The organism is Luteimonas aquatica (genome assembly GCF_022662575.1).
Lineage (GTDB): Bacteria > Pseudomonadota > Gammaproteobacteria > Xanthomonadales > Xanthomonadaceae > Luteimonas > Luteimonas aquatica.
Genome location: NZ_JALBFU010000001.1, coordinates 702,257 through 727,731, shown reverse-complemented (window position 1 = coordinate 727,731; position 25,475 = coordinate 702,257). Strand labels below are relative to the sequence as shown.

Sequence of the window (25,475 nt, the reverse complement as noted above, 5' to 3'; positions counted from 1 at the left end):
TCGACCTTGTGCGTCCGCTAGGCATGCGCACCCTCACCGTCGTTGGCGGCGCCGACGTCGTCGTCGTCGTCGTCGAATTCGCTGGACAGCTCCAGCGAACCGCCGTCTTCGTCCTTGGTCGCCAGCGACTTGATGTAGATCGGCGCCAGCGCGCGGGGTTCGCCCTGGCGGATGACGTCGACGTACTCCTGCACGACATCGAGCAGGCGCTCCTTGGCCAGCTCCAGGATCGACAGGAACGTGACCACCACGCCCAGCTTGCCCTCGCGCGGCTCGAACAGCGACTCGAAGCGGTGGAATTTGCCGTCGCCCAGCCGCGAGAGCACCTCGCCCATGCGCTGGCGCACGCTGAGCGCGTCGCGCTTGATGGCGTGGCCGGTGAACAGCTCGGCGCGCCGCAGCACGTCGTGCAGGGCCAGCAGCATCTCGCGCAGCTCCACCGGCGGCGGCAGCTTGACCGAGGCGCGGTCGGGCACGAACACCTGGGCCGGGGTGGTGTCGCGATCCTGGCGGGGCAGGGCGTCGAGGTCCTCGGCGGCCTGCTTGAAACGTTCGTATTCCTGCAGGCGGCGCACCAGGTCGGCGCGCGGGTCCTCCTCCAGGCCTTCCTCGGTGGGCGGGCGGGGCAGCAGCAGCCGCGACTTGATCTCGGCCAGGATCGCGGCCATCACCAGGTACTCGGCGGCCAGCTCGAAGCGCATCTCCTGCATCACCTCGATGTACTGGATGTACTGGCGGGTGATTTCCGCGACCGGGATGTCGAGGATGTCGAGGTTCTGGCGGCGGATCAGGTACAGCAGCAGGTCGAGCGGGCCCTCGAACGCATCGAGGATGACTTCGAGCGCGTCCGGCGGGATGTACAGGTCCTGCGGGATCTGCAGCACGGCCTGCCCGTGCACCACGGCCAGCGGAATCTCCTGTTGCCTGGGAGCTGCCTGCTGGTGCGGGGCGTGCTGCTGCGGAGCAGGGGCGGCCGGGTTGTGCGGGGGCGCGTCGGGCGCGGTGTCTTCGGTCATGCGTTTCGCGGCCCCCTCCGGGCCACACAGGCATTTGCCTTTTCGTTGGCGATGGCGCACGGCGGACCGTGGCCGGTTTGCAGCATTAGCATTGAAGCGACGGATCGCCCGGACGGAGCAGGCGAGGTCGGAACAGGTGTTTGCCGTACGCCGCATGCGCGACGCCGCCTCGAGGACTGCGGCGAAGGAGCAAGCGGAAGGTCGTGTCGGCGGGCCGGGCGGGGGCAGCGAGCACGCAGGTCTCAGAAGACTGTCGGCGTCTGCGGCGACGGGCCGCTGCGTTCCGGCCACGGAACTGGGCTTTAGGTTACGGGCTGGCCGCAGACGTGTCCAGCCCGGGGCTGAACCGCGGCGCGGGTACAATCGCGGCTCCATCGCCATCGGATGATCTAACGCGCATGTGGTACGCGATCGAGGGTTACGACGGTTCCGGCGTGCTCGAGCGGCGCATGCAGGCGCGCCCGCAACACCTGGCCCGCCTGCATGCCCTGCGCGATGCGGGCAAGCTGCTGCTGGCCGGGCCGTGCCCGGCCATCGATGCCGAGGATCCGGGCCCGGCGGGCTTCAGCGGCAGCATCGTGATCGCCGAGTTCGCCTCGCTGGAGGAAGCCAGGGCCTGGGCCGAGGCCGATCCCTACGTGGCGGCGGGGGTGTACGCCCGCGTCGAGGTCCGTCCGTTCCGCGCGGTGCTGCCGTGAGCCTGCCCAGGGAAGCCAGGGTCGAGGCGATCCGGCAGGCCCTGGAAGCCGCGTTCGCCCCCAGCGTGCTGGAGGTGCGCGACGACAGCGCCCGCCATGCCGGCCACGCCGGCGCCCGCGACGGGCGGGGGCACTTCGACGTGCGCATCGTCAGCGCGCGCTTCGCCGGCATGGCGCCGCTGGCCCGCCACCGCGCCGTCTACGCCGCCCTCGGCGGCCTGATGGCGACCGATATCCATGCCCTGTCGATCCGCGCGGAAAGCTGAATGCGGTGTTTTCGGGCGGGAAGCGTGACGCCGCGCGCAGATTTCTGCCGCATCGCAGCAATCCCGGGGGTGATCGGCAGGCCAGGGCTCGTCCTGTTCAGTCTGGTCCGGGATCAGGGACGGCCGGCTTTACATCACGCTTTGTAAACGTTTACAGTCCCTGCGGTTGGGAAGGCGCAACGGCTCGGGAGGATGCGTGGCGGTCACCATCAAAGATGTTGCAAGACAGGCCAATGTGTCCGTCGCCACGGTTTCCCGGGCGCTGAATGGGCACGAGAACGTCGCCAAGGCCGTGCGTGAGCGTGTCCTTCACGTCGCCAACCAGCTCCGCTACAGCCCCCATCACGCCGCGCGCAGCCTGAGCAGCCGCCGCACCCATACCATCGGCGTGGTGCTGCCGGACCTGTACGGCGAGTTCTTCTCGGAACTGATGCGCGGCATCGACCAGGTGGCCCGCGAGCGCCGCCTGCACCTGCTGGTGTCCAGCTACCACGGCAACCCCGAGGAGCAGGGCGAGGCGCTGCGGGCGATGCGCGGCCGGGTCGACGGCCTGCTGCTGATGTCCCCGTTCGTGGGCGCCAGCGCCTCCCTGGAGCAGAACCTGAGTCCGGCCATGCCGGTCGTGCTGATGAACAGCGACGTCCCCGGGGACGGCAAACCGTCGCTGCGCGTGGACAACTACGGCGGGGCGCGCGCCATGATGGACCACCTGCTCGGCGCCGGGCACCGCCGCATCGCCTTCGTCGCCGGTCCGGAGGACAACTTCGACGCCCGCGAACGCCTGCGCGGCTATCGCGACGCCCTGGCCGAGCGCCTGCCGGGCGCCGAGCCCTGGATCCTGCCGGGCGATTTCGACGAAGCCTCGGGCCATCGCGCCGGCGGCGCGCTGTTCGCCGCGCCGTCCCGCCCGGACGCCGTGTTCGCCGCCAACGACATGATGGCGCTGGGCTGCCTGTTCGCGCTCAGCCAGGCCGGGCTGCGCGTGCCGCAGGACATCCGCATCGCCGGCTTCGACGACATTCCGCTCGCGCGCTACGTGCACCCATCGCTGACCACGATGCGGGTGGACATCGCCGAGCTCGGCGGCCGCGCTCTGCGGCTGCTGCTGGACGCCGCCGCCGATCCGGCCGCCGGCGAGGCCGGGCCGCGCGAGGACGTCGCGCCGCTGGTGCCGCAACTGATGGTGCGGGCTTCCACCGCCTGAGTTCGACGCAACACCGAAAACCAGAAAGGAAACTAGAAAAACAGGGGGACGCCGTCATCGGGTTCCATTCGATTGCCCTGGGAGGGGAGAGAGATGAAGTTCAAGCGACTAACGCAAGATCGGCCGAACCGGAGCCTGCTCGCCTGCGCTCTGGCCAGCTGCATGATGATTGCCGCGCCGCAAGCGCTCGCCCAATCCACGGGCGCCACCATCCGCGGCCAGGTCTCGGCCGATTCGGCGCCCGCCGCCGGCGCCACCGTGACCGCCACCAACACCGCCACCGGCCTGACGCGCAAGGTGCAGTCGGCCGCGAACGGCGGCTATTCGCTCGGCGGCCTGCCGCCGGGCACCTACCGGATCGACGTCGCCGCCAACGGCAAGACCAACACGCAGAACATCACGGTGCAGGTCGGCCAGACCGCGACGGTGAATCTGGGCGTCGGCGGCGTGGCCGAGGCCGCGCCGACGGGCGAGGCGACCAACCTGGAAACGGTCAGCGTCACCGCGACCTCGGCGGTGGAGACCAAGACCTCGGAAGTGGCAACCTACGTGACGCAGCGGCAGATCCAGGCGTTGCCGCAGTCTTCGCGCAATTTCCTCGCCTTCGCCGACACCGTGCCCGGCATGGTGTTCGAGACGCGCGGCAACAACACGACGCAGCTAAAAAGCGGCGCGCAGAGCGCCAACGGCGTCAATGTCTTCATCGACGGCGTCGGGCAGAAGAGCTATACCCTCGCGGGCGGTATCGGTGGGCAGACGCAGAGCCAGGGCAACCCCTTTCCGCAGCTGGCGATCGGCGAATACAAGGTCATCACTTCCAACTACAAGGCCGAATACGACCAGATCAGCAGCGCGGCCGTGACCGCGGTGACGAAGTCCGGCACCAATGAGTTCCACGGCGATGTCTTCATGGACATCAATGGGGTTCGGGATTGGCGCGAGTCGACGCCCATCGAGGAAAAGCAGGGCTTCAAGAACAAATCCATCGAAAAGCAATATGGTGCGGCGCTGGGCGGTCCGATCGTGCAGGACAAGCTGTTCTTCTTCGTCACGTACGAAGGAAAGGATTTCAGCCGGCCCAAGACCGTGAGAACCGGTGCGAACGTCAATCCCGCGGACCTGACGCCGGAACTCGCCAGTTATCTGACCACGACATCGGCGCCGTTCAATGAGGATCTCTGGTTCGGAAAGCTGACCTGGCAGCCCGGAGATGCGCACCTGATCGAGCTGTCGGCCAAGGTTCGTGACGAGACCGACGTGGCCGACATCGGTAGCGGCCCCAACACGCCTTCCTACGGCAAGGTCACCAACAACAAGAGCAAGCGCTACGACCTGCGCTACCAGTTCAGCGGGGAGAACTGGCTCAACGATGCGCACATCACCTTCGAGGACGATACCTATAACCCGCGTGCAATCAATCTGATCAATGGGGCGGAGATCGTCGGCTTCGAGCAGGATGGCGCGATCGGGCAATCGCCCACGAGGCTGGACACCTTCCTGAAGCTGGGTGGCGGCTCCGATTTCCAGAACAAGGGGCAGAAGGGGTTTGGCCTGCAGGACGACCTGACCTTCACCGGTTGGGAAAGGCATACCATCAAGATGGGATTCAAATACAAGGACGTCAAACTCAGGGCTTTCGAGCAGCAGCCCTACAACCCGCAATTCCGCTACGACTATTACGCCAATCTGGCTGCGGGAAATACCTCGGTCGACCAATTCATCCCGTACGAGGTGCAGTTCGCGCCGGACTACTCCGGAAATCGCAATATCGAATCCAGAAACAAGCAGTATGGGATTTATATTCAGGACGACTGGGAGGTCACCGACAAGCTGCTGCTCAACATCGGCCTTCGCTACGACTACGAAACGACGCCGAGTTACGAGAACTACGTGACGCCGCCGGAGATCGTCGCGGCGCTGAGGGCATGGCCGAACATCAACAATCCCAATGTCGACTACGACTACAACGACTACATCAGTACGGGCAAGAACCGCAAGGCGTTCAAGGATGCCTGGCAGCCTCGTCTTGGCTTCTCATACGACCTGTTCGGTGACCAGAGGCACGTGATTTTCGGCGGCGCGGGCCGCTCCTTCGACCGCAACGTGTTCGATTACCTGGCGCTGGAAAGATCGAAGTACGCATTCAAGAACTACACGTTCCAGTTCAACGTGCCCAACCATCCCTGTTTGCCGAATCCGGCCAACAATTGCTACAACTTCGACCCATCCTTCTTCAATCGGGATTTCCTCTACGGCCTGGTCGGCCAGGGCGGGCGGGGTGCCGAAGTTGACTTGGTCAACAACGACCTAAAGGTGCCGTATTCGGACCAGTTCAGCCTGGGTATGCGGAATTCGTTCACTCTGCTCGGGAATGATTGGAATTCGTCCGCGGCGGTGGCCTATATCGAGAGCCACGACGGCATCCTCTTCACGCTGGGTAACCGTCGCGAGGACGGTTCGTACTACCCGCCGGGCGCCAGCTTCGGAAACTCGCCTGGCGGCTTCCCGCTTCCCGGGTTTGGCAGCATCATCCTGGCCGACAACGCGATCGAAACCCGCATCACCCAGGTTCTGCTCTCTCTCGACAAGCCGTTCACCAAGGAATCCCCCTGGGGCGTCACGCTTGCCTATACCTATAGCGATGCCAAGGAGAACCGCGGCAACTCCGCCAGCTTCGACGAGCACTATTCGTTTGACTATCCGAACCTCGACGATGTCGCATTCGTGCCGTCGGTCGGCATCTCGAAGCATCGCTTCGTCGCGACCGGCATTGCCGAGTACTGGGGCCTACAATTCTCGGCGAAGCTGACGTTGGCCAGCCCGCCTGGCAAGGATGGCCTGAATTGCACGCGGACTCCGGTCGGAGCGCCAGGCTGCGGTGCGGGCTTCTTCGACACCTACTATTTCGATGATGCCCGCCAGCGCCAGTTGGACATCGCCGTGCAGAAGGAATGGAAGATGAGCGACAGCATGAAGCTGCGCGTGCGCGGCGACGTCTTCAACGTCACCAATGATCACAGCTACGTGAACTTCCAGGCGGGCAACAAGGGCCAGAACCCGGATTTCGGCAGGCGGAGCAACGACGAGATCCTTGCGAACCTGCCACGAACCTTCAAGCTCTCGTTCGGTCTGAGCTGGTAAGTCCTTCGGGCCGCCCGCGCGCGGGCGGCCCGGTTTTGCATATCAAGAGGGTCTTTTCACGATGCACTCCGGCAGCTTCCGCAATCTCCTGATCCTGTGCGCGTTGACGGCGCTGTTCCTGGCCGGATGCGGCAAGCGGGAGGAGGCGACGCCGAAGCCGCCATCGTCCTCCGCCTCGGCGCCGCCGCCGGCGGCGCCCGCCGAGGCGGGGAAGGCGGACGCGCAAGGCGCGCAGCAGGCCGCGCCCGCCGACGACAAGCCGCAGGGGCCGCCGCCGCTGCCGCCGCTGTTCAGGGACATCGAGCGGCGCACCTTCCAGTTCTTCTGGGACACCACCAACGAAGTCAACGGCATGACGCCGGACCGCTTCCCCTCGCGCCCGTTCGCCAGCATCGCCTCGATCGGGTTCGCGCTGACCGCCTATCCGATCGGCGTGGAGAACGGCTGGATCAGCCGCCGGCAGGCGGTGGAGCGCACGGCGGTGACGCTGCGCTTCCTGCGCGACGCCAGGATGGGGCCGCAGAAGGAAGGGCGCACCGGATACAAGGGCTTCTACTACCACTTCCTCGACATGCAGGACGGCACGCGGCGCGCGCCCTGGGTGGAGCTGTCGAGCGTGGACACCGGCCTGCTGATGATGGGCGTGCTGTTCACGCAGCAGTACTACGACCGCGACGACGCGGGCGAGAAGGAAATCCGCGAGCTGGCCGACACGCTGTACAAGCGCGTGGAATGGCCCTGGCTGCAGCAGCGCCCGCCGCTGATCTCGATGGGCTGGTATCCGGAAAGCGGCTTCATCAACCACGACTGGGCCGGATACAACGAGGCGATGCTGGTCTACATCCTGGCGCTCGGATCGCCCACGCATCCGATCGAGCCGGACGCCTGGAGGGCCTGGACCGCCAGCTACGACCACAGCTGGGGCCAGTACGAGGGCGAGGTGTACCTGAGCTTCGCGCCGCTGTTCGGCCACCAGTACAGCCACGTCTGGATCGACTTCCGCGGCATCCGCGACGAATACATGCGCGGCCGCGACATGGACTACTTCGACAACAGCCGCCGCGCCACCTATGCCCAGCGCACCTACGCCATCGAGAACCCGATGAAGTGGAAGGACTACGGCGAGGACGTCTGGGGGCTGACGGCCAGCGACGGGCCGCAGCGCACGATGCAGGAGTACAACGGCGAGCAGCGCGAGTTCCGCCACTACAGCGCCCGCGGCGCCGGCCTGCGCGACGCCTTCGACGACGGCACGATCGCGCCGACCGCCGCGCTCGGCTCGCTGGTGTTCGCGCCGGAGATCGTGATCCCGGCGGCGCAGGCGATGCACGATCGCTACGGCGACTTCCTGTATTCCAGCTACGGTTTCCTGGACGCCTTCAATCCCAGCTTCAACTACGACATCCCGCTGAAGACCGGACGCCAGGTGCCGGACAAGGGCTGGGTCGCGAGCGACTACATCGGCATCGACCAAGGGCCGATCCTGACGATGATCGCCAACTACCGCAGCGGCTTCGTCTGGAACCTGATGAAGCGCAGCCCGTACATCCGCGAAGGCCTCAAGCGGGCCGGGTTCACCGGCGGCTGGCTCGACGAAGCCGACAAGCAGGAGGCGGCGAAGGCAGCCGCGGACAAGCCGGCGCAGGCCAAGCCGGCCGATGCGAAGACGGCGGGCAAGGCCGCCGCGAAGCCCGCCGCGAAGCCCGCCAAGGCACAGGACGGCCGCGGCAAGCCCGCGACGGAAAAGCGGTAGCCCCGATGCAGGCCTCGCGCGGACGACGGTCCCCGCCGCTCGCGCGACAGGCGGGCCGCTGGCTGTCGCGCGCCTGCATGGGCGGCCTGCTGCTGATGACGGCCGCCTGCGCCCAGCAGGGGCAGGGGCGCGAGCCGGTGAAGTTCTGGGTGATGGGCTACGAGGGCGAGGCGATCGTTCCGATCGTCCAGGACTTCGAGCGGCTGCATCCGGAGATCGACGTGCAGCTGCAGCAGATGCCGGTGCTGTCCGCGCACGAGAAGCTGCTGACCGCCTTCGCCGGCGATTCGCTGCCGGACGTGACGCCGATCGGCAACACCTGGATTCCCGAGTTCGCCGAACTCGACGCGCTGGAGCCGCTGGACGAGGAAATCGGCGCCACCGCCGGCTTCGACCAGGGCGATTACTACCCCAGCGCCTGGGACAGCGGCGTGATCGGCGGCAAGACCTATGCCGTGCCGTGGTACGTGGAGACGCGGCTGCCGTTCTACCGGACCGATCTGCTGCGCGAGGCCGGCATCGGCAAGCCGCCGGCGAACTGGGACGAATGGCGCACGGCGCTGGCGGCGATCAAGCGCATGGTCGGCCCCAAGCGCTACGCGATCCTGCTGCCGCTCAACGAGTTCGAGCCGCTGCTGAACCTGGCGATCCAGCAGCCCGAGCCGCTGCTGCGCGAGGACGGCCGCTACGGCAATTTCCGCAGCCCGGGATTCAAGCGCACGCTGGCGTTCTACAAGGAGATCTTCGACAACGACTGGGCGCCGAAGGTGGCCAATACCGCGATCTCCAACGTCTGGGACGAGTTCGGCAAGGGCTACTACACCTTCTACGTCAACGGGCCGTGGAACATCGCCGAATTCAAGAAGCGGCTTCCGCCCGAATTGGCCGGCGCGTGGATGACGATGCCGCTGCCCGGGCCCGACGGCCCGGGCGCCTCGGTGGCGGGCGGGACCAGTTTCGTGGTGTTCCGCAGCTCCCGCCACAAGGCGGCGTCCTGGAAACTGATCGCCTACCTGTCGCGTCCGGAGGTGCAGGTGCGCTTCCACGGCCTCACCGGCAACCTGCCGTCGCGGCGCTCGCCCTGGCAGGCGGCCTCGCTGTCGGGCGACCCCTACGCCCGGGCCTACCGCGTCCAGCTCGAACGCGCGAAACCGACGCCGAAGGTGCCGGAGTGGGAGCGCATCGCCACCGAGCTGCGGCTGGTGGGCGAACAGCTGGCCAACGATCGCATGAGCGTGGACGAGGCGGCGGCCGAACTCGACCGGCGCGCGGACCGTATCCTGGAAAAGCGCCGCTGGATGCTGGACCACCGCGCGCCCGAGGCCGCGCGGCCATGAGGGGCGGCGTCGCGGGCTGGGTGTTCGTCGCGCCGGCGCTGATCGTGATCGGCGTGTTCTTCTTCGTGCCGGTGCTGGCCGCGCTCGGCTTGAGCCTGACCGATTTCGACATCTACGCGCTGGCCGATCCGGACAACCTGCGCTTCGTCGCCTTCGACAACTACCTCGGCCTGCTGCACAACCCGCTGTTCTGGAAGACGCTCGGCAACACCCTGTACTTCGTGGTCGTGGGCGTGCCGCTGTCGATCGCGGTCTCGCTGGGGGCGGCCCTGCTGCTGCATTCCAGGCTTGGGCGTTTCAAGGGCTTCTTCCGCACCGCCTATTTCGCGCCGGTGGTGACCACGGTGGTCGCGGTGGCGGTGATCTGGCGCTATCTGTTCCATACCCGCTACGGGCTGATCAACTACGGGCTGTCGCTGCTCGGCGTCGATCCGATCGACTGGCTCGGCGATCCGCGCTGGTCGATGCCGGCGATCATCGTGTTCGCCGTGTGGAAGAACTTCGGCTACAACATGATCATTTTCCTGGCCGGGCTGCAGGCGATCCCGGAGGACCTGTACGAGGCGGCGCGCATCGACGGCGCCTCGGCGCCGCAGCAGTTCCGCCACGTCACCCTGCCCATGCTCGGGCCGATCCTGCTGCTGGTCGGCATCCTCACCATGGCCGGCTACTTCCAGCTGTTCGCCGAGCCCTACGTGATGACGCAGGGCGGACCGCTGGAAAGCACCAAGAGCGTGCTGTACCTGATGTACGAGGAAGGCTTCAAGTGGTGGAATCTGGGCAACGCCTCGGCGGTAGCCTTCCTGCTGTTCGCGCTGATGACGGCGGTGTCCAGCGCGCTGTTCTGGTTCGCGCGGCGCAAGGGGGTGGAATGATGCGCCACCGTTTGGCCGCCGCCGCCGTCAACGGGCTGCTGATCGCGCTGGCGGTGTTCAGCCTGGCGCCGCTGCTGTGGATGCTGTCGGTCTCGTTCATGCAGACCGGCGAGGCCGGGCACTTCCCGCCGCCGCTGCTGCCGGCCCAGGCCACGCTGCACAACTATCGCGAACTGTTCGAGAAGGCCGGCATGGGGCGCTACCTGGCCAACAGCTTCCTGGTCTCGACCTGCGTGACGCTGCTGTCGCTGCTGTTCAACACCATGGCCGGATACGCCTTCGCGAAGCTGAAGTTCGCCGGGCGCGAGCGCACGTTCCGCGCGCTGATGGCGGCGCTGGTGATCCCGGCGCAGGTGGCGATGATGCCGCTGTTCCTGCTGCTCAAGACGATGGGGCTGGTGAATTCCTATGCCGGCGCGATCGTGCCGGGCATGGCGGCGATCTTCGGCATCTTCCTGGTGCGCCAGTACGCGCGCTCGATTCCGGACGAGCTGCTGGAGGCTGCGCGCATCGACGGGGCGGGGGAGTTCCGCATCTTCTTCCAGATCGTGTTGCCGGTGCTCAAGCCGATCCTGGTGACGCTGGCGATCTTCAGCTTCCTCGGCGCCTGGAACGACTTCATGTGGCCGCTGATCGTGCTCAGCAACCAGGAGCTGCAGACGCTGCCGGTGGCCCTGGCCTCGCTCTCGCGCGAGCACGTGCAGGACAACGAATTGATGATGGCCGGATCGGTGGTGACCATCGTGCCGGTGCTGCTGCTGTTCCTCGTGTTGCAGCGGCACTACATCCAGGGCCTCCTCCTGGGAAGCGTGAAGGGGTGAGGGGCCGCGCGCCAGCGGGCGCCCACAAGGCGCCCGCTGCGGCCCCGAACGCCCGGCCATGGATGGCCGGGCCGGACGTTCCGAAGTCGACATGCGTCGCCATGGATGGCCGCAGGAAACGATTCGGAGTAGCGGGCGACCACAAGGCGCCCGCTGCGGCCCCAAATGCCCGGCCAACACCCGACGACAACAACCAGCCTCCGCAACGACACCCCGGACCCATGCCCAACGCCCGCCTCGTCCTTCTTGCCGCCTTCCTCGCCACGGCTTCCTGCGCCCAGCCGCCCGCGGCGCCGCGGATGCTCGACGGCTTCGACGATGCCACGGCCTGGCGCGTGGTCACCTCCAACCAGGTCAGCGGCGCGCTGCGCCGCGTCGACGGGCCCGACGGCGCGGCGCTGTGCCTGGACTACGATTTCAACGGCGTCTCCGGCTATGCCGGCATCCAGCGCGATCTGGCGATCGACTATCCGGACAACTACGCGTTTGCGTTCCGCCTGCGCGGCGATTCGCCGGCCAACGACCTGCAGATGAAATTCGTCGACGCCAGCGGCGACAACGTCTGGTGGGTCAACCGGCCGAAATATGCGTTTCCCGAGCAGTGGACGCAGGTCCGCTACAAGAAACGCCATATCGACAAGGCCTGGGGGCCGGATCCCGACCGGACCCTGCGGCGCAGCGCGAAGCTGGAGTTCACCCTCTACAACAGCGTGGGCGGGAAGGGCTCGGTCTGCTTCGACAGCCTGACGTTCGAGGCGCTGCCGAAACAGGACGATTCGCCCCTGCGCGCGACGGCCACCGCCACGGCGTCGCAGGACGAGGCGGCCAATGCGGTCGATGGAAAGGCCGCGACGGCCTGGAATCCCGTGCTGGAGGGCGAGCCTTCGCTCACGCTCGATCTCGGCAGCGTGCGCGAATTCGGCGGCGTGGTGCTGGAGTGGGCGTCCGGAACCTTCGTTCCCGGCTACCGAATCGCCATCTCGGACGACGGCATGCATTGGAGCGAGGTGCGCAAGGTGCGCTTCAGCGACGGCGGCCGCGACGATATCGCGCTGCCGGAATCCGAGGCGCGCTACCTGCGCCTCACGCTGGAGGCGGCGGGCGGGCAGCGCGCCGCGTTGGCGGACATCGCGCTGCAGCCGCTCGCCTACGCGGCCACGCCCAACGATTTCGTCAAGTCGGTCGCCGCCCACGTGCCGCGCGGCCGCTATCCGCGCGGATTCAGCGGCGAGCAGCCGTACTGGACCATCGTCGGCCTCGACGGCGGCACCGAACAGGGGCTGGTCGGCGAGGACGGCGCGATCGAACTGGGCAAGGGCGGCCTCAGCATCGAGCCGTTCGTGCTCGACGGCGGCAAGCTGGTGACCTGGAACGACGTGCAGGTGACGCAGTCCCTGCGCGACGGCTATCTGCCCATCCCGCGCGTGACCTGGAAGCACGCCGGCTTCACCCTGGAGACGACCGCCTTCGCGCAGGGCGACCCGGCGCGATCGCAACTGGTCGGACGCTATGCGATCGCCAACACGTCCCCGAAACCGCGCAAGCTGGCGCTGGCGCTGGTCGCGCGGCCGCTGCAGGTCAATCCGCCCACCCAGTTCCTCAGCACCACCGGCGGCGTCAGCGCGATCTCGACGCTGCATGCCGGGGAGCGGACGATGGAGATCGACGGCAAGATCCGCGCGAGCGCGCTGCAGCCGGCCGATGCGCACTTCTCGCAGGCCTTCGACGAGGGCAGCGCCGTGGAACGGCTGGCCGGCGAATACCCGCGCGCGTCCTCGGCGGTGCGCGATCCCACCGGCCTGGCGTCGGGCGCCTGGGTCTACGAAATGGAGCTGGCGCCGGGCGAGCGCCGCGAATTCGCCTGGGTGGCGCCGATGACGGGCGCGCTGCCGGACCTGGCCGGGTTCGACCCGGCGCGCGCCGAGGCGGCCGTGGCCGCGCAATGGCGCGACAAGCTCGACCGCGTGCGCATCGCCGTCCCGGCGCAGGGCCAGGCGCTGGCCGATACCTTGCGCACCGCCACCGCGCACATGCTGATCTCGCGCATCGGCCCGCGCCTGCAGCCGGGCACGCGCTCCTACGCGCGCAGCTGGATCCGCGACGGCGCGATGATCTCCGAAGGCCTGCTGCGCATGGGGCGAGAGGAGGTGGTGCGCGAGTACGTCGACTGGTACGCGCCCTACCAGTTCAAGGACGGCATGGTGCCGTGCTGCGTCGACGCCCGCGGCAGCGATCCGGTGCCGGAGAACGACAGCCACGGCGAGCTGATCTTCAACATCGCCGAGCTGTACCGCTACGACGGCGACAAGGCGTTCCTGCGCAGGATGTGGCCGCACGTCACCGGCGCCTTCGCGTACATGGAGAAGCTGCGCCTGAGCGAGCGCACCGAGGAGAACCGCGCGCGCGATCCGGCCTTCTACGGCATGATGCCGGCCTCGATCAGCCACGAGGGCTATTCGGCCAAGCCGATGCACTCGTACTGGGACAACTTCTGGGCGCTGCGCGGCTACAAGGACGCGGTGCAGATCGCGCAGTGGCTGGGCGAGGACGCGGCCGCCAGGCGGTTCGCCGCTTCGCGCGACCAGTTCCGCGACGACCTGTACGCCTCGCTGCGCGCGGCCACGCGGCGGCACGGCATCGACTACCTGCCGGGGGCCGCCGAACTGGGCGACTTCGATCCCACCTCCACCACCATCGCCCTGGCGCCCGGCGGCGAGCAGGGGCGGCTGCCGGCCGAGCTGCTGCACAACGGCTTCGAGCGCTATTGGCGCGAGTTCGTGCAGCGGCGCGAAGGCAAGCGGGAATGGAAGGACTACACGCCCTACGAATGGCGCAACGTCGCCGCTTTCGTGCGCCTGGGCTGGCGCGAGCGCGCCTGGGAGGCGACCGAGTTCTTCTTCGGCGACCGCGCGCCGCAGCCGTGGAACCAGTGGGCGGAAGTGGTCTCGCGCACGCCGCGCAAGCCGTTCTTCGTCGGCGACCTGCCGCACGCCTGGGTGGCCTCGGACTTCGTGCGCTCGGCGCTGGACATGTTCGCCTACTCGCGCGAGATCGACGACAGCATCGTCCTGGCGGCCGGCCTGCCGGCGGGCTGGTTCGAGGGCGAGGGGGTGTCGATCCGCGGCCTGCGCACGCCCCAGGGTGCGCTGGGCTACACGCTGCGTGCGGATGCCCGCGCCTTGACCCTGCAGGTTCCCGCCGGACTGCGCCTGCCCGCCGGCGGCCTGGTGCTGCCGTGGCCGTACGCGGGCGAGCCGGGCCAGGCGAGGATCAACGGCAAGCCGGCGTCCTGGCGGGCCGGCGAGCTGCGCATCCAGGCGCTGCCGGCGACGGTCGAGATCGCCCGCGAGTGAGTTCGCGAAGCCGGTCGGGTCCACGGCGCGTCGGCGGAGGCCGACGCCAAGCCTCAGCGGCGGGCGTTGGCGATTTGCGACGGGCTCAGCCCGAGCACGCGGCGCATGCAGCGGGCCATGTGGCTGGCATGCGCGAAGCCGGTTTCCTGCGCGATGTCGGCCAGGCTGGCCCGGCCGTCGAGCAGGCGTTCCCGCGCGCGCGCCACGCGCCGCTCGAGCACGAAGCGATGCGCGGACATGCCGACCGCCTGCTTGAACAGCGGCTTGAAATGCGAAGGGCTGAACCCGGCCACGCCGGCAAGTTCGGCCAGGCACAGATTCCGCTCCAGATGCGCCTCGATGTAGTCGACGACCTTGCGCAGGCGCCAGGCCGGCAGCGCGCGCGCGTTCCGGGGCGAGGACGGCTCGCGACCGGATTGCAGCGTCAGCAGCCTCGCCGCCAGCGCGGTGGCCAGGCCATCGGAGAACAGGCGGCCGTTCGGGCATCCGTCCAGGTGTTCGGCCTGCAGCAGCCAGCCGATCCGCTCGATCTGCGTATCGCGCATCCGCACCGTGGGGACCAGCTCGGCGCACCGCGCGCCCAGGCCCATCGCCTCGGCGCTCTCGCGCAGCAGCGCCGGGGTGAGCCGCAGCAATAGCGCTTCGGCATCGGCCTCGAAGAACCAGCGGTGCGCCGCGCCGGCGGGCACGATGGAGCAATGTCCCTGCACCTGCAGGCCGCGCTGCTGGCGCTCGTCCATCCGCGTGGTCACCAGGACCGGCTGGCCGAGATGCAGGTCGAGCGTGTGGCAGGCTTCGTCGACCGGCGGTTCGATGTGCCCGGCGGGGGCAGGGACCGTCAGCATGCCGAGCAGCGCGCCAGCGGCGAGGCCGCGATCGCCGGGGTTCGCCGGTGGCGGGGGAGAGTGCAGGGGCGCTTCGCTCATCGGACGGATTCCTGGTGACGGACTCTCTGACGCGGGAAAAACATCCATTCGTGCCCCGCATCGTCCTTGCGTGCGCGCGGCGGCGTGGCCGGGACTGCCAGCATGCGGGCCTCAACCCTGCATGGAGACCGGAATGAGGCGCAGACAGTTCCTGATGTGGAGCGGCATCGCGGCCGCGGGCAGTGTCGTCGGCGCCTGCGCGCCACGAGCGGACCTGCGTCACGGAACCGGGGGATCGAAAGCGGAGCAGGGGAACGCCGGGCGCGCACTGACCGCCGCGGACTTCCATGCCACGCGGCGCCTGGCCGAGACCCGCTTCGGCAGGATCGCCTACGTCGAGCGCGGCAGCGGAGAGGCGGCCCTGTTCGTGCACGCCTACCTGCTCAGCGGGTTCCAGTGGCGCGGCGTGCTGGGGCCGTTGTCGGCGCATCGCCGCTGCATCGCGCTGGACCTGATGGGGCTGGGCTACACCGAGGTGGCGGAGGGGCAGAGCGTGGCGCCGGATGCGCAGGTCGAGATGATGGCGGCGTTCCTGGACGCCCTGTCGATCGATCGCGTCGACCTGGTGGCGAGCGACAGCGGCGGGCAGGCCGCGCAGCTGTTCCTGGTGCGCCATCCCGACCGCGTGCGCAGCCTGCTGCTGACCAACTGCGACACCGAGCCCGACAGCCCGCCGGCGGCGCTGAAGGAAACCCTGGAACGCGCGCACGCCGGCACGCTCGCCGACCTGCAGCTCCTGCCGCAGCTGCGCGACAAGGCACAGGCGCGCCTGGACAGCCGCATCGTATATGCCGACCCGCGCCATCCCACCGACGAGGCGATCGACTACAACTTCGCGCCGCTGGTGAGTTCGCCGCGCCGCAAGGCGCTGCTCGACGCCTATACGATCGGGCTGGAGCGCAATCCCATGATCGGCATCGCCGCCGATCTGCGGCGCAGCCGGGTGCCGGCGCGCATCGTCTGGGGTCTCGACGACACCATTTTTTCTTCGGCCAGCCCGGACTACCTGGACCGCACCCTCGGCGGCTCGCGCGGCGTGCGCCGCCTGGCCGGCGAGAAGCTGCTGTTTCCGGAGGAACGTCCGGACGTCATCGTCGAGGAGGCGGCGAAACTGTGGGGCGCCGCGGGGTGAGCGGTTGCGGCGTGAGCAGCATCTTTGGATGAGCGCAAGCAGCCGTGGCGCGCGCATCCTGCCGGCGGCCTGGATTTTCGCGACGGTGTGCCGACCGCCGCGTGCGAGTCTGCGCGCCGGCTGATAGATTCGCCGCGAAGGCGCCATTCCCAGCGTCGGCCCCATGCCGCGCCCGCCATGCCCGAGTCGCAGCGAGCCTCCAGCGTTCCCCTTTGGCCATTGCCGCTGGCGATCGCGTTGCTGTTCCTGGGCGGGGTGCACCTGGCCTGGTGGCTGTCGATCCGCGACGGCCTGATCCCCGCCTGCGTGCCGGTGTGGGACGGCTGCGTCTCGATCAGCCGGGCGGCGCGGCATGGCCTGGGCAATCACCTGTTCCGCCTGGCGATGCTGCCTTGCGCGGCGCTGCATCTGCTGAACTGGTGGCTGATGCGCGAATGGGTACGCGATGCGGACAGTGCGTGCGCCGCGACGCTATGCATGGGGCTTGGATTGGGCTCGGGCCTGGCGCTTGCCGTCTACGCCACCTTCCTGGGCACGGACGGGGAGACCTACCGCTTCCTGCGGCGTTACGGCGTCATCGTCTACTTCGGTTTCGGCTTCCTGGCGCAACTGGGCTTCATGCGCCTGTCGATGCGGAGCGCACGCCTGCAGCCGCGGATCGCGCGCGCGATGGTCGGGCTGTGCGCGGCGATGCTGCTGCTGGGCGTGGCGAGCGTCGCGGCCACCTCGACGCTGCCCGACGATTCCGCGCTGCGCGAGCGCGTCGAGAACGCGCTGGAATGGCAGCTCGGCTGGCTGCTGCTGGGCTGGTTCGCGCTGCAGGCCTGGGCCTGGCGCGCCGACGGCTACGGATTGCGCCTGACCCGGCGCGGAACGCAGTAGGGCGATGCCCGGCAACGTCCCGCGCAGCACCCGGCGCGGCCGTGATGCCGGCGTGAAATCCAGCCGCGTGCGCGTGTCCTAGGATGGCCGCGCAGCCCGCCGCGCGCTTGCCGGCCGGCTGCCGTGATGCCAACAACATCTCAGGAGAGAAGGCATGAAACAGAGGACCGTGTTGTCGTTCCGTCCGCGCCGCTGGGCGCTGGCGGGCGTGCTTGCCGTTGCATCGCTGTCGGGGGGAAGTTACGCCTATCCCTTGCCGCCGGCCGGACATGCCGGGGTCGTCGAGTACTACGGCTCGGTGATCGAATCGGCATTCACCGGAGAGGAGACCGTGACGGGCTGGTATGTGTACTACAGCTGCCCGAATGGCGGTCCGATCACCTGGGGCTCGCGATCCGGCCCCTCGCGCATCGTGTTCGTTCCCTGTCCCTGACCGAACGCCCTCCCGGGCGATCGTGGGGACATCGCGCGGGCGCCTATCCGCCCGCGCGTTCGCGCGCCGCCGCCACCAGTACCGCCGCGCGCGCCGCGCTCTCACGCACCTTGTCCCATGCGCCGGCATCGAGCCAGGCCCTGGGCACCATCCACGAACCGCCGATGCACACCACGTTCGGCTGTGCCAGGAACTCGGCGGCGTTGTCCTCGGCGATGCCGCCGGTGGGGCACAGCCTGAGTCCCGACAGCGGTCCGGCCAGGCCCTTGAGCATGGCCAGCCCACCCACGGCGCTGGCCGGGAACAGCTTGCAGACGCGGAAGCCGCGCGCCATCAGCGCCAGAAACTCGCTGGGCGTGGCACCGCCCGGCACGGCCGGGATCGGTGCCTGCGCCAGGGCGTCGGCCAACGCCGGCGGTGTGCCGGGCGTGACAAGGAAGTCGGCGCCGGCGTCGGTCGAGGCGCGGATCTGCTCGGGCGTGAGCACGGTGCCTGCGCCGATCACGATGTCCGGAAGCGCGCGCTTCAGCGCCGCCAGCGCCTCGATCGCGACCGGCGTGCGCAGCGTGAGCTCGAGGGCGGTGAGCCCGCCGCCGAGCAGCGCGTCCGCCAGGCGCTTGGCCTGATCGACGCTGTCGACGGTGACCACCGGCAGGATGCCGGCGGCGCGGAGCAGGGATTCGGCTTGCTGCTGGGAGTCTTCGAGAGTCATCGCGGATCGTCAGGGTCGAAGGGGCCGCCCGCAGGCGCGGGCGCTCGCGGGAAACCCCGCATTGGATTGTCCGCACAAGGACGTGCGGGCTCTTGCGGAAGGACCCGCATTGAAGGACGTGCGGGCTCTTGCGGAGGGATCCGCATCACGCATCCTTGGCCTCGTGCGGCGCTTCGGCCGCGGCCGCGTCGTGGCCGAGGTCGTATTCGGCGTCGTATTCCCAGAGGCTGCCGTCGGCCGAGGGCGGACCGCAGGAGATCGACAGCGCGCCGCGATCGGCCGGTCCCACCATGGCACGGTTGTAGGCGAACAGGTTGCGACCCAGGTCGTGCGCGTGCGGCGCGGTGTTGGGCGCGATCGCGCGCGCGTTCCATTCCTCGGCGTCGACCAGCGCCTCCAGCACGCCGGCCTCGCCGTCCAGGCGGATGATGTCGCCCTCGCGCAGCTTGCCGATCGGGCCTTCGCGCGCGGCCTCCGGGGTGATGTGGATGGCGGCCGGGATCTTGCCCGAGGCGCCGGACAGGCGGCCGTCGGTGACCAGCGCCACGCGTCGCCCCTGGTTCTGCAGCATGCCCAGCAGCGGCGCCAGCGAATGCAGCTCGGGCATGCCGTTGGCGCGCGGGCCCTGGTAGCGCACCACGGCGACGAAGTCCTGCGGCAGGCCGCCGGCCGCGTGCAGCTTGTTCAGCGCCTGCGGGGTGTCGACGACCACCGCGGGCGCCTCGATGCGGCGGAATTCCGGCTTCACCGCCGAGAGCTTGATCAGCGAGCGGCCGAGATTGCCGCGCAGCAGCCGCAGTCCGCCCTGTGCCTCGAACGCGTCGGAGACCGGGCGCACCACCGCGCTGTCGGCGCTGGCCTCCACGGCGGGCGAGTAGGCCAGTGCGCCGTCCTGCAGGCGCGGCTCGTCGCAGTAGGCGCGCATGCCGCCGGCGACGACGGTGGGAATATCCTCGTGCATCAGGCCGGCGTCGAGCAGCTCGCGGAACACGAAGGCGATGCCGCCGGCGGCGGCGAAGCGGTTCACGTCGGCCTCGCCGTTGGGGTACACGCGCGCCAGCAGCGGCACCGCCTGCGAGATGACGTCGATGTCGTCCCAGGTCAGCACGATGCCGGCCGCGCGCGCCACCGCGACCCAGTGGATGGTGTGGTTGGTGGAGCCGCCGGTGGCCATCAGCGCGGCCAGCGCGTTGACGATGGCGCGCTCGTCGATCAGGCGCCCGAACGGCCGGTAGTCGGCGCCGAGCGCGCTGATGCGCAGCGCACGCTCGGTGGCCGCGCGCGTGAGCGCCTCGCGCAGCGGCGTGTCCGGATTGACGAAGGAGGCGCCGGGCAGCTGCACGCCCATCGCCTCGAGCAGCACCTGGTTGGAATTGGCGGTGCCGTAGAAGGTGCAGGTGCCGGGCGCGTGGTAGGACGCGGCCTCGGCCTCGAGCAGTTCCTCGCGGGTCGCCTCGCCGGCGGCGTAGCGCTCGCGCACCTCCGCCTTCTTCTTGTTGGGAATGCCGGGCGTCATCGGTCCGGCGGGCACGAACACGGCCGGCAGATGGCCGAAGGCGAGGGCGCCGATCAGCAGCCCCGGCACGATCTTGTCGCAGACGCCGAGGTAGAGCGTGCTGTCGAACATGTCGTGCGACAGCCCGATCGCGGCGGCCTGGGCGATCGCGTCGCGCGAGAACAGCGACAGTTCCATGCCGGCGCGGCCCTGGGTGACGCCGTCGCACATCGCCGGCACGCCGCCGGCGACCTGGGCGGTGGCGCCGAGATCGCGCGCGATCCTGCGGATCGTCTCGGGATAGCGCTCGAACGGCTGGTGCGCCGAGAGCATGTCGTTGTAGGCGCTGACGATGCCGAGGTTGGGCGCGGCATCGGCGCGCAGGCGGCCCTTGTCGGTGGGGCCGCAGGCGGCGAAGCCGTGCGCGAGGTTGCCGCAGGACAGGCGCGTGCGCATCGGCCCGTCGCGATGCGCGGCCTCGATGCCGGCCAGGTAGGCGGCGCGCGATGGCGCGCTGCGCTTGCGGATGCGGTCGGTGACGGCGGCGATGCGGGGATGCAGGCTCATTGGCGGAAAGGGCTGGAGCGGGTGGGGGAGCGGAGCGGGGGCCGATGCCCGTTGGACATCATGCGCCCCATCGTTGCCGGTCTCGTCCGCGTTTGCGTTTCGCGTCGTCGGAGCGGAGGAGCGCGCGCGGCATCACGGACACCAGTGCACCAGCAGCGAGGCGCCCGGCACGGTGAACGCGAGCCGGATCGGCAGTTCCATGAGGTCGTCGCCGGCCAGCGCGCGCTCGAGCAGCCTGCGCTTGGAGTCGCCGCGGATCAGCAGCAGGCGCATGCCGGCCGGGCGCAGTCCGGCGGGCGTCAGGCTGATGCGGCGGTTCCAGGCGCCCGCGCCCGCGCAGCCGCTGGCGTCGACGGCGACATAGGGCTGCGGCGCGGCCAGCGCCGCGGCCAGGCCGTGCATGCGCGGGAACAGCGAGGCGGTATGGCCGTCCTCGCCCATGCCCAGCGTCACCACGTCGGCCGGCTGGCGGGCGTGCAGGTTGGCGGCGGCGACCACGTCCTCGATGCTGCGTCCGGCGCGGGTCATGGTTTCGAAGCGGGCGGCGGCGGCGTGGTCGCGCAGCAGGCTTTCGCGCACCAGGCGCGCGTTGCTGTCGGGATCGTCGGGCTGCAGCCAGCGCTCGTCGACCAGGCCGACGTCCACGCGCTGCCATTCCAGCGGCGCGCGCGCCAGCGCCTCGTACACCGGCGCCGGGGTCTTGCCGCCGGACAGCAGCAGGCGCGCGCGCGGCTGCTGTTCGAGCTTGCGGCGCAACTCGCCGGCCAAGGCCACGGCGCTGGCCCAGGCCCATTGCTCGACGCTGTCGTAGGCGAGGAAGCGCAGGCGCGGATCGTCGCCGAGGGAGCCGGTGCTGGCGTCGCGCGCGTTCACCGCGGCCCGGCGGGGAGGTCTTCGGCGGCCACGCGCCGCGCGATCGCGGCGGTGCCGAGCAGGCCGGCGTTGGGGTGCAGCACCGCCAGCGAAGGGATGCGGGCCATGTTCGAGGAGAAGCGGCCCTTGTGCTCGAAGCGCTGGCGGAAGCCGGAATGGCGCAGCGCGTCGAGCATCTTCGGCACCAGGCCGCCGGTGAGGAACACGCCGTCCCAGGCGCCGGTGGTCAGCACCAGGTCGCCGGCGATGGCGCCGAACACGGCGCAGAACACGTCGATGCTGCGCATGCAGCGCAGGTCGCCCTGGGCCGCGCGCGCGGTGATGTCCTCGGGCGTCATCGGCCCGGGATCGGCGCCGGCGATCTCCGAGAGCGCGCGATGGATGTTCACCAGGCCCGGGCCGCAGATCAGCCGCTCGTTCGAGACGCGCCCGAACTGCGCGGAAAGGCGTTCTAGGATGGCGATCTCTTCCGGCGTGCCGGGCGGGAAGCTGACATGGCCGCCCTCGGTCTCGATCGCCCAGTGCTGCCCGCCGCGCACCACCAGCACGCCGACGCCCAGGCCGGTGCCGGGGCCGATGACGGCATAGACGCGATCGCGCGGCTCGGGGTCCGGACGCCAGGCGACGCCGCCGACCGGCGTGACGTCGTCGGCCTGCAGCAGCACCACCGACATCGATTGCGCGGCGAAGTCGTTGACCAGCTCCAGGCGGTCGAGGCCGAGCGCCTGGCAGGTGCGCGACTTGGAGATGACCCAGGGATGGTTGGTGATGCGGCCGATGTCGCCCTCGACGCGGCCGGCGATGGCGAACACGCCCTGCCGGATCTCCGCGCCCTGCAGGGCGGCGGCGCCGGTCTGTTCCAGGTAGTGGCGCGCGGCATCGCCCAACGAGGGGAAATCGGCCACCGCGTATTTCTGCACGCTCTCGCTCAGCAACGGCATCGGCGCGCCCGGGTCGGCCAGCGCGAAGCGGGCATTGGTGCCGCCGATGTCGGCCAGCAGAGTGCGGCGCCCGGCGAGGCTCACGCCGGCTTCTTCCTGTGCCCGTTGCCGAACAGCGTGGTCGGCAGGAAATCCGCCGCCGCCGCCGGGCCCCAGGAGCCGGCCGGGTATTCCTGCGCCGGGATCGCGGCGCCGGCCCAGGCATCGCTGATGCTGTCGATCCAGCGCCAGGCCGCTTCCACCTCGTCGTCGCGCACGAACAGCGTCTGGTCGCCCTTGAGCGCGTCCACCATCAGCCGCTCGTAGGCGATGCGCCGGTGTGGGGTGGGCGACATGCTCAGGTCCAGCGACATCGGCTGCAGCTCGGTCGCGCCCCATTCGGGCGCGGCGAGGCTGCCCATCAAGCCGAGCTCGATGGTTTCTTCCGGCTGCAGGCGCATGCGCAGACGATTGGGGCGGGCGCGCTGCCTGCTGGGGCGTTCGAACACCCAGTGCGAGGTCGGCTTGAACGAGACCACCACCTCGGTGGTGCGCGAGGGCAGGCGCTTGCCGGTGACCAGGCGGAAGGGCACGCCGGCCCAGCGCCAGTTGTCGATCCAGGCGCGCAGGGCGACGAAGGTCTCCACGTCGCTGTCGTGGGTGAAGCCCTTGACCGCCTCGCCGTCGACCACGCCCGGGCCGTAGCGGCCGCGCACGCTGTCGGCGGCGGCGTCGGCCGCGCTCATCGGGCGCAGCGCGCGCAGCACCTTGGTCTTCTCGTTGCGCACGCTGTCGGCGTCGAGCGAGGCCGGCGGCTCCATGGCGATCAGCGCCAGCAGCTGCAGCATGTGGTTCTGCACCATGTCGCGCAGCGCGCCGTAGTTGGCGTAGTAGCCCTCGCGCCCGTCGACGCCGGCGGTCTCGGCGACCAGGATGTCGACCGACTCGATCCAGCGGTGCTGCCAGACCGCCTCCATCAGCGTGTTGCCGAAGCGCAGCGCCAGCAGGTTCTGCACCGGCGCCTTGCCCAGGTAGTGGTCGATGCGGAAGATGCGCGACTCGTCGAGCGCGGCCTTGAGCGTGGCGTTGATCTCGCGCGCGGAGGCCAGGTCGCGGCCGATCGGCTTCTCCAGCACCAGGCGCGACTCGCCCTCGAGCAGGCCGGCCGCCTTCAGGCCGCGGCAGGCCGGCGCGAACAGGTCGGGCGGCGTGGAGAGATAGCTGACGCTGGGGCGGTCGGCGTATCGCGACAGCGTCGCGGCCATCGCCTCGGGGTCGTTGAGGTCGAGCGCGTGGTAGGTGATGCGTCCCAGCAGGTCCTCCAGCGCGCGCGCATCGCGGTCGTCCTCGTTCTGCATGCGCTCGCGCAGCCAGGCACGGAATCCCTCGTCGTCGTATTCGCTGCGGCCCACCGCGATCACGCGGAACGCGGGGGGCAGCAGCCGGTCGCGCAGCAGGTGCAGCAGCGACGGGAACAGGTAGCGCTGCGCAAGATCGCCGGTGGCGCCGAAAAGCAGCAGGGAGTCGTGCATGTGGCGCGTGGTTCCTGGTCGGCGCGTAGCCGGTTGTGGGGGCGGTCAGTACGGCAGCGGATCGCCCAGCTTGGTGCCGTGCGTGGCGATCACCTCAGAATACCAGCGCGCGCTGTCCTTCGGGGTGCGTTCCTGCGTGCCGTAATTGACGTGCACCATGCCGAAGCGCTTGGAGTAGCCCAGCGACCATTCCATGTTGTCCAGCAGCGACCACAGCATGTAGCCGCGGATGTCCACGCCGGCGTCGATGGCGTCGCGGACGGCGCCGATGTGCTTGCGCAGGTAGTCGATGCGCAGCGGGTCGCGCACGCGGCGGGCTCCCGAAACGGCATCGACATCGGCCACGGGCGGGTCAAAAAATGACGCGCCGTTCTCGGTGATGTACACCGGCAGGTCGCCGTAGGTCTTCTTGAACCACAGCAGCAGGTCGGTCAGGCCCTGCGGGAAGACTTCCCAGCCGGTCTCGGTGTAGGTGCCCAGCGGCTGGCGCACCACGCCGGTGTTGAGCGGATAGCTTTCGGCGGCGCGGGTGACGCTGCGGGTGTAGTAGTTGATGCCGACGAAATCCAGCGGCTGGCGGATCAGCGCGAAGTCCTCGGCCGGCCATTCCGGCCAGGCGTCGCCGAAGATCTCCTTCAGTTCCGGCGGGTAGTGGCCGAGCAGGGCCGGGTGCAGGTACTGCTCGTTCATGTAGGCGTGGGCGCGCCGCACGGCCGCGGCGTCCTCGGCCGAGTCGCTGGCCGGATACTTCGGCTCGATGTTCACCACCAGCCCGATCTCGTGCTTGCCTTCGGCGCGGTAGGCCTGCACGGCGGCGCCGTGCGCGCGCATCAGGTTGTGGGTGGCGATGGGCGCCTCGTAGCGGCTGCGGTGGCCGGGGGCGAGCGCGCCGTGCAGGTAGCCGCCGTCGGTGATGACCCAGGGCTCGTTGAGCGTCACCCACTTCTTCACCCGGCCGTCGAGCGCGCGGTACAGCACGGATCCGTATTCGGCGAACCAGTCGGCGCTGTCGCGGTTGAGCCAGCCGCCGCGGTCGTCGAGCGCGGCCGGCATGTCCCAGTGGTAGAGGGTGAGCAGCGGCTCGATGCCGTTGGCCAGCAGTTCGTCGACCAGCCGGGAATAGAAGTCCACGCCCGCCTGGTTCACCCGCCCCGTGCCCTCGGGCAGGATGCGCGACCAGGACACGCTGAAGCGATAGGCCTGCAGGCCCAGCTCGCGCATCAGCTTCACATCGTCCTTCCAGCGCCGGTAGTGGTCGCAGGCGACATCGCCGGTATCCCCGTTGAGGGTCATGCCGGGGGTGTGCGCGAAGCGCGTCCAGATGCTGGGGCCGGCGCCGTCGGCCAGCGGCGAGCCTTCGATCTGGTGGGCCGCGGTGGCGGCGCCCCACAAAAAGCCCTTCGGGAACGGATGATTCGACGGGAGCTTGATCGGCGTCGAAACTGCTGCTACTTGCGCTTGGCTCATCAGCCGGAATCCTCTTTCTGTCGGCACGGTGGCATGAAAACGATTACATGCCAGAATACCGCAATGTTCCGG

20 protein-coding genes are annotated in these 25,475 nt (G+C 69.3%); 12 read left to right on the top strand and 8 right to left on the bottom strand.

Translation table 11 applies throughout. The annotated features are described in order from the left end of the window. Nucleotides 1–17: 17 nt before the first annotated feature. Nucleotides 18–1,016, bottom strand: coding sequence for a segregation and condensation protein A (locus MD221_RS03335; RefSeq protein ID WP_242107805.1), 999 nt, complete (start codon nt 1,014–1,016; stop codon nt 18–20). 398 nt (nt 1,017–1,414) lie between these two features. Between MD221_RS03335 and MD221_RS03330 the strand changes: the two genes are divergently transcribed. From MD221_RS03330 to MD221_RS03290, 9 genes are all read left to right on the top strand, one after another. Next, a complete protein-coding gene (locus tag MD221_RS03330) occupies nt 1,415–1,714 on the top strand; it encodes a YciI family protein (RefSeq protein WP_242107804.1) in 300 nt (99 codons plus the stop codon). 2 nt (nt 1,715–1,716) lie between these two features. After that, a complete protein-coding gene (locus MD221_RS03325) occupies nt 1,717–1,980 on the top strand; it encodes a BolA family protein (protein WP_242108574.1) in 264 nt (87 codons plus the stop codon). Nucleotides 1,981–2,146: 166 nt separating this feature from the next. Beyond that, nucleotides 2,147–3,184, top strand: a complete 1,038-nt coding sequence (locus MD221_RS03320) for a LacI family DNA-binding transcriptional regulator (RefSeq protein ID WP_425602190.1) — start codon at nt 2,147–2,149, stop codon at nt 3,182–3,184. A 93-nt stretch (nt 3,185–3,277) separates the two neighbouring features. After that, the gene (locus tag MD221_RS03315; protein WP_242107800.1) at nt 3,278–6,325 is read left to right on the top strand and encodes a TonB-dependent receptor; all 3,048 of its coding nucleotides are present in this window, start codon (nt 3,278–3,280) and stop codon (nt 6,323–6,325) included. A gap of 61 nt (nt 6,326–6,386) precedes the next feature. Next, nucleotides 6,387–8,078, top strand: coding sequence for a glucoamylase family protein (locus MD221_RS03310; RefSeq protein WP_242107799.1), 1,692 nt, complete (start codon nt 6,387–6,389; stop codon nt 8,076–8,078). 77 nt (nt 8,079–8,155) lie between these two features. Further along, nucleotides 8,156–9,415: a sugar ABC transporter substrate-binding protein gene (locus MD221_RS03305; protein WP_242107798.1), complete on the top strand. Its 1,260-nt coding sequence runs from the start codon at nt 8,156–8,158 to the stop codon at nt 9,413–9,415. Then, nucleotides 9,412–10,290, top strand: a complete 879-nt coding sequence (locus MD221_RS03300) for a carbohydrate ABC transporter permease (protein ID WP_242107797.1) — start codon at nt 9,412–9,414, stop codon at nt 10,288–10,290. Before MD221_RS03305 ends, MD221_RS03300 begins: the two co-directional genes overlap by 4 nt. Next, a complete protein-coding gene (locus MD221_RS03295; protein ID WP_242108573.1) occupies nt 10,290–11,111 on the top strand; it encodes a carbohydrate ABC transporter permease in 822 nt (273 codons plus the stop codon). The genes MD221_RS03300 and MD221_RS03295 overlap by 1 nt, the downstream gene beginning before the upstream one ends. Nucleotides 11,112–11,332: 221 nt before the next feature. After that, on the top strand, nt 11,333–14,464 hold the full coding sequence (locus MD221_RS03290; protein WP_425602189.1) for a discoidin domain-containing protein: 3,132 nt from the start codon (nt 11,333–11,335) through the stop codon (nt 14,462–14,464). A 53-nt stretch (nt 14,465–14,517) separates the two neighbouring features. On the opposite strand, the gene MD221_RS03285 is transcribed toward MD221_RS03290, so the two are convergent. Further along, on the bottom strand, nt 14,518–15,390 hold the full coding sequence (locus MD221_RS03285) for a helix-turn-helix domain-containing protein (protein WP_242107796.1): 873 nt from the start codon (nt 15,388–15,390) through the stop codon (nt 14,518–14,520). Between the two features lie 133 nt (nt 15,391–15,523). On the opposite strand from MD221_RS03285, the gene MD221_RS03280 reads away from it, so the two are divergent. The 3 genes from MD221_RS03280 (at nt 15,524) to MD221_RS03270 (ending at nt 17,837) form a co-directional block, all read left to right on the top strand. After that, nucleotides 15,524–16,522, top strand: a complete 999-nt coding sequence (locus tag MD221_RS03280) for an alpha/beta fold hydrolase (RefSeq protein WP_242107795.1) — start codon at nt 15,524–15,526, stop codon at nt 16,520–16,522. Nucleotides 16,523–16,699: 177 nt separating this feature from the next. Further along, the gene (locus MD221_RS03275) at nt 16,700–17,404 is read left to right on the top strand and encodes a hypothetical protein (protein ID WP_242107794.1); all 705 of its coding nucleotides are present in this window, start codon (nt 16,700–16,702) and stop codon (nt 17,402–17,404) included. Between the two features lie 154 nt (nt 17,405–17,558). Further along, on the top strand, nt 17,559–17,837 hold the full coding sequence (locus MD221_RS03270) for a hypothetical protein (protein ID WP_242107793.1): 279 nt from the start codon (nt 17,559–17,561) through the stop codon (nt 17,835–17,837). A 43-nt stretch (nt 17,838–17,880) separates the two neighbouring features. On the opposite strand, the gene MD221_RS03265 is transcribed toward MD221_RS03270, so the two are convergent. From MD221_RS03265 to MD221_RS03240, 6 genes are all read right to left on the bottom strand, one after another. Then, complete coding sequence (locus tag MD221_RS03265; RefSeq protein ID WP_242107790.1) at nt 17,881–18,549, bottom strand: bifunctional 4-hydroxy-2-oxoglutarate aldolase/2-dehydro-3-deoxy-phosphogluconate aldolase; 669 nt, start codon at nt 18,547–18,549, stop codon at nt 17,881–17,883. 145 nt (nt 18,550–18,694) lie between these two features. Next, nucleotides 18,695–20,611, bottom strand: a complete 1,917-nt coding sequence (gene edd, locus MD221_RS03260) for a phosphogluconate dehydratase (RefSeq protein ID WP_242107788.1) — start codon at nt 20,609–20,611, stop codon at nt 18,695–18,697. Nucleotides 20,612–20,743: 132 nt separating this feature from the next. Beyond that, a complete protein-coding gene (gene pgl / locus MD221_RS03255; protein ID WP_242107786.1) occupies nt 20,744–21,484 on the bottom strand; it encodes a 6-phosphogluconolactonase in 741 nt (246 codons plus the stop codon). Next, a complete protein-coding gene (gene glk, locus MD221_RS03250) occupies nt 21,481–22,509 on the bottom strand; it encodes a glucokinase (protein WP_242107785.1) in 1,029 nt (342 codons plus the stop codon). The genes pgl and glk overlap by 4 nt, the downstream gene beginning before the upstream one ends. Beyond that, nucleotides 22,506–23,936: a glucose-6-phosphate dehydrogenase gene (gene zwf / locus MD221_RS03245; RefSeq protein WP_242107784.1), complete on the bottom strand. Its 1,431-nt coding sequence runs from the start codon at nt 23,934–23,936 to the stop codon at nt 22,506–22,508. The genes glk and zwf overlap by 4 nt, the downstream gene beginning before the upstream one ends. 45 nt (nt 23,937–23,981) lie before the next feature. After that, on the bottom strand, nt 23,982–25,403 hold the full coding sequence (locus MD221_RS03240) for a GH1 family beta-glucosidase (RefSeq protein ID WP_242107783.1): 1,422 nt from the start codon (nt 25,401–25,403) through the stop codon (nt 23,982–23,984). Nucleotides 25,404–25,475 lie beyond the last annotated feature (72 nt).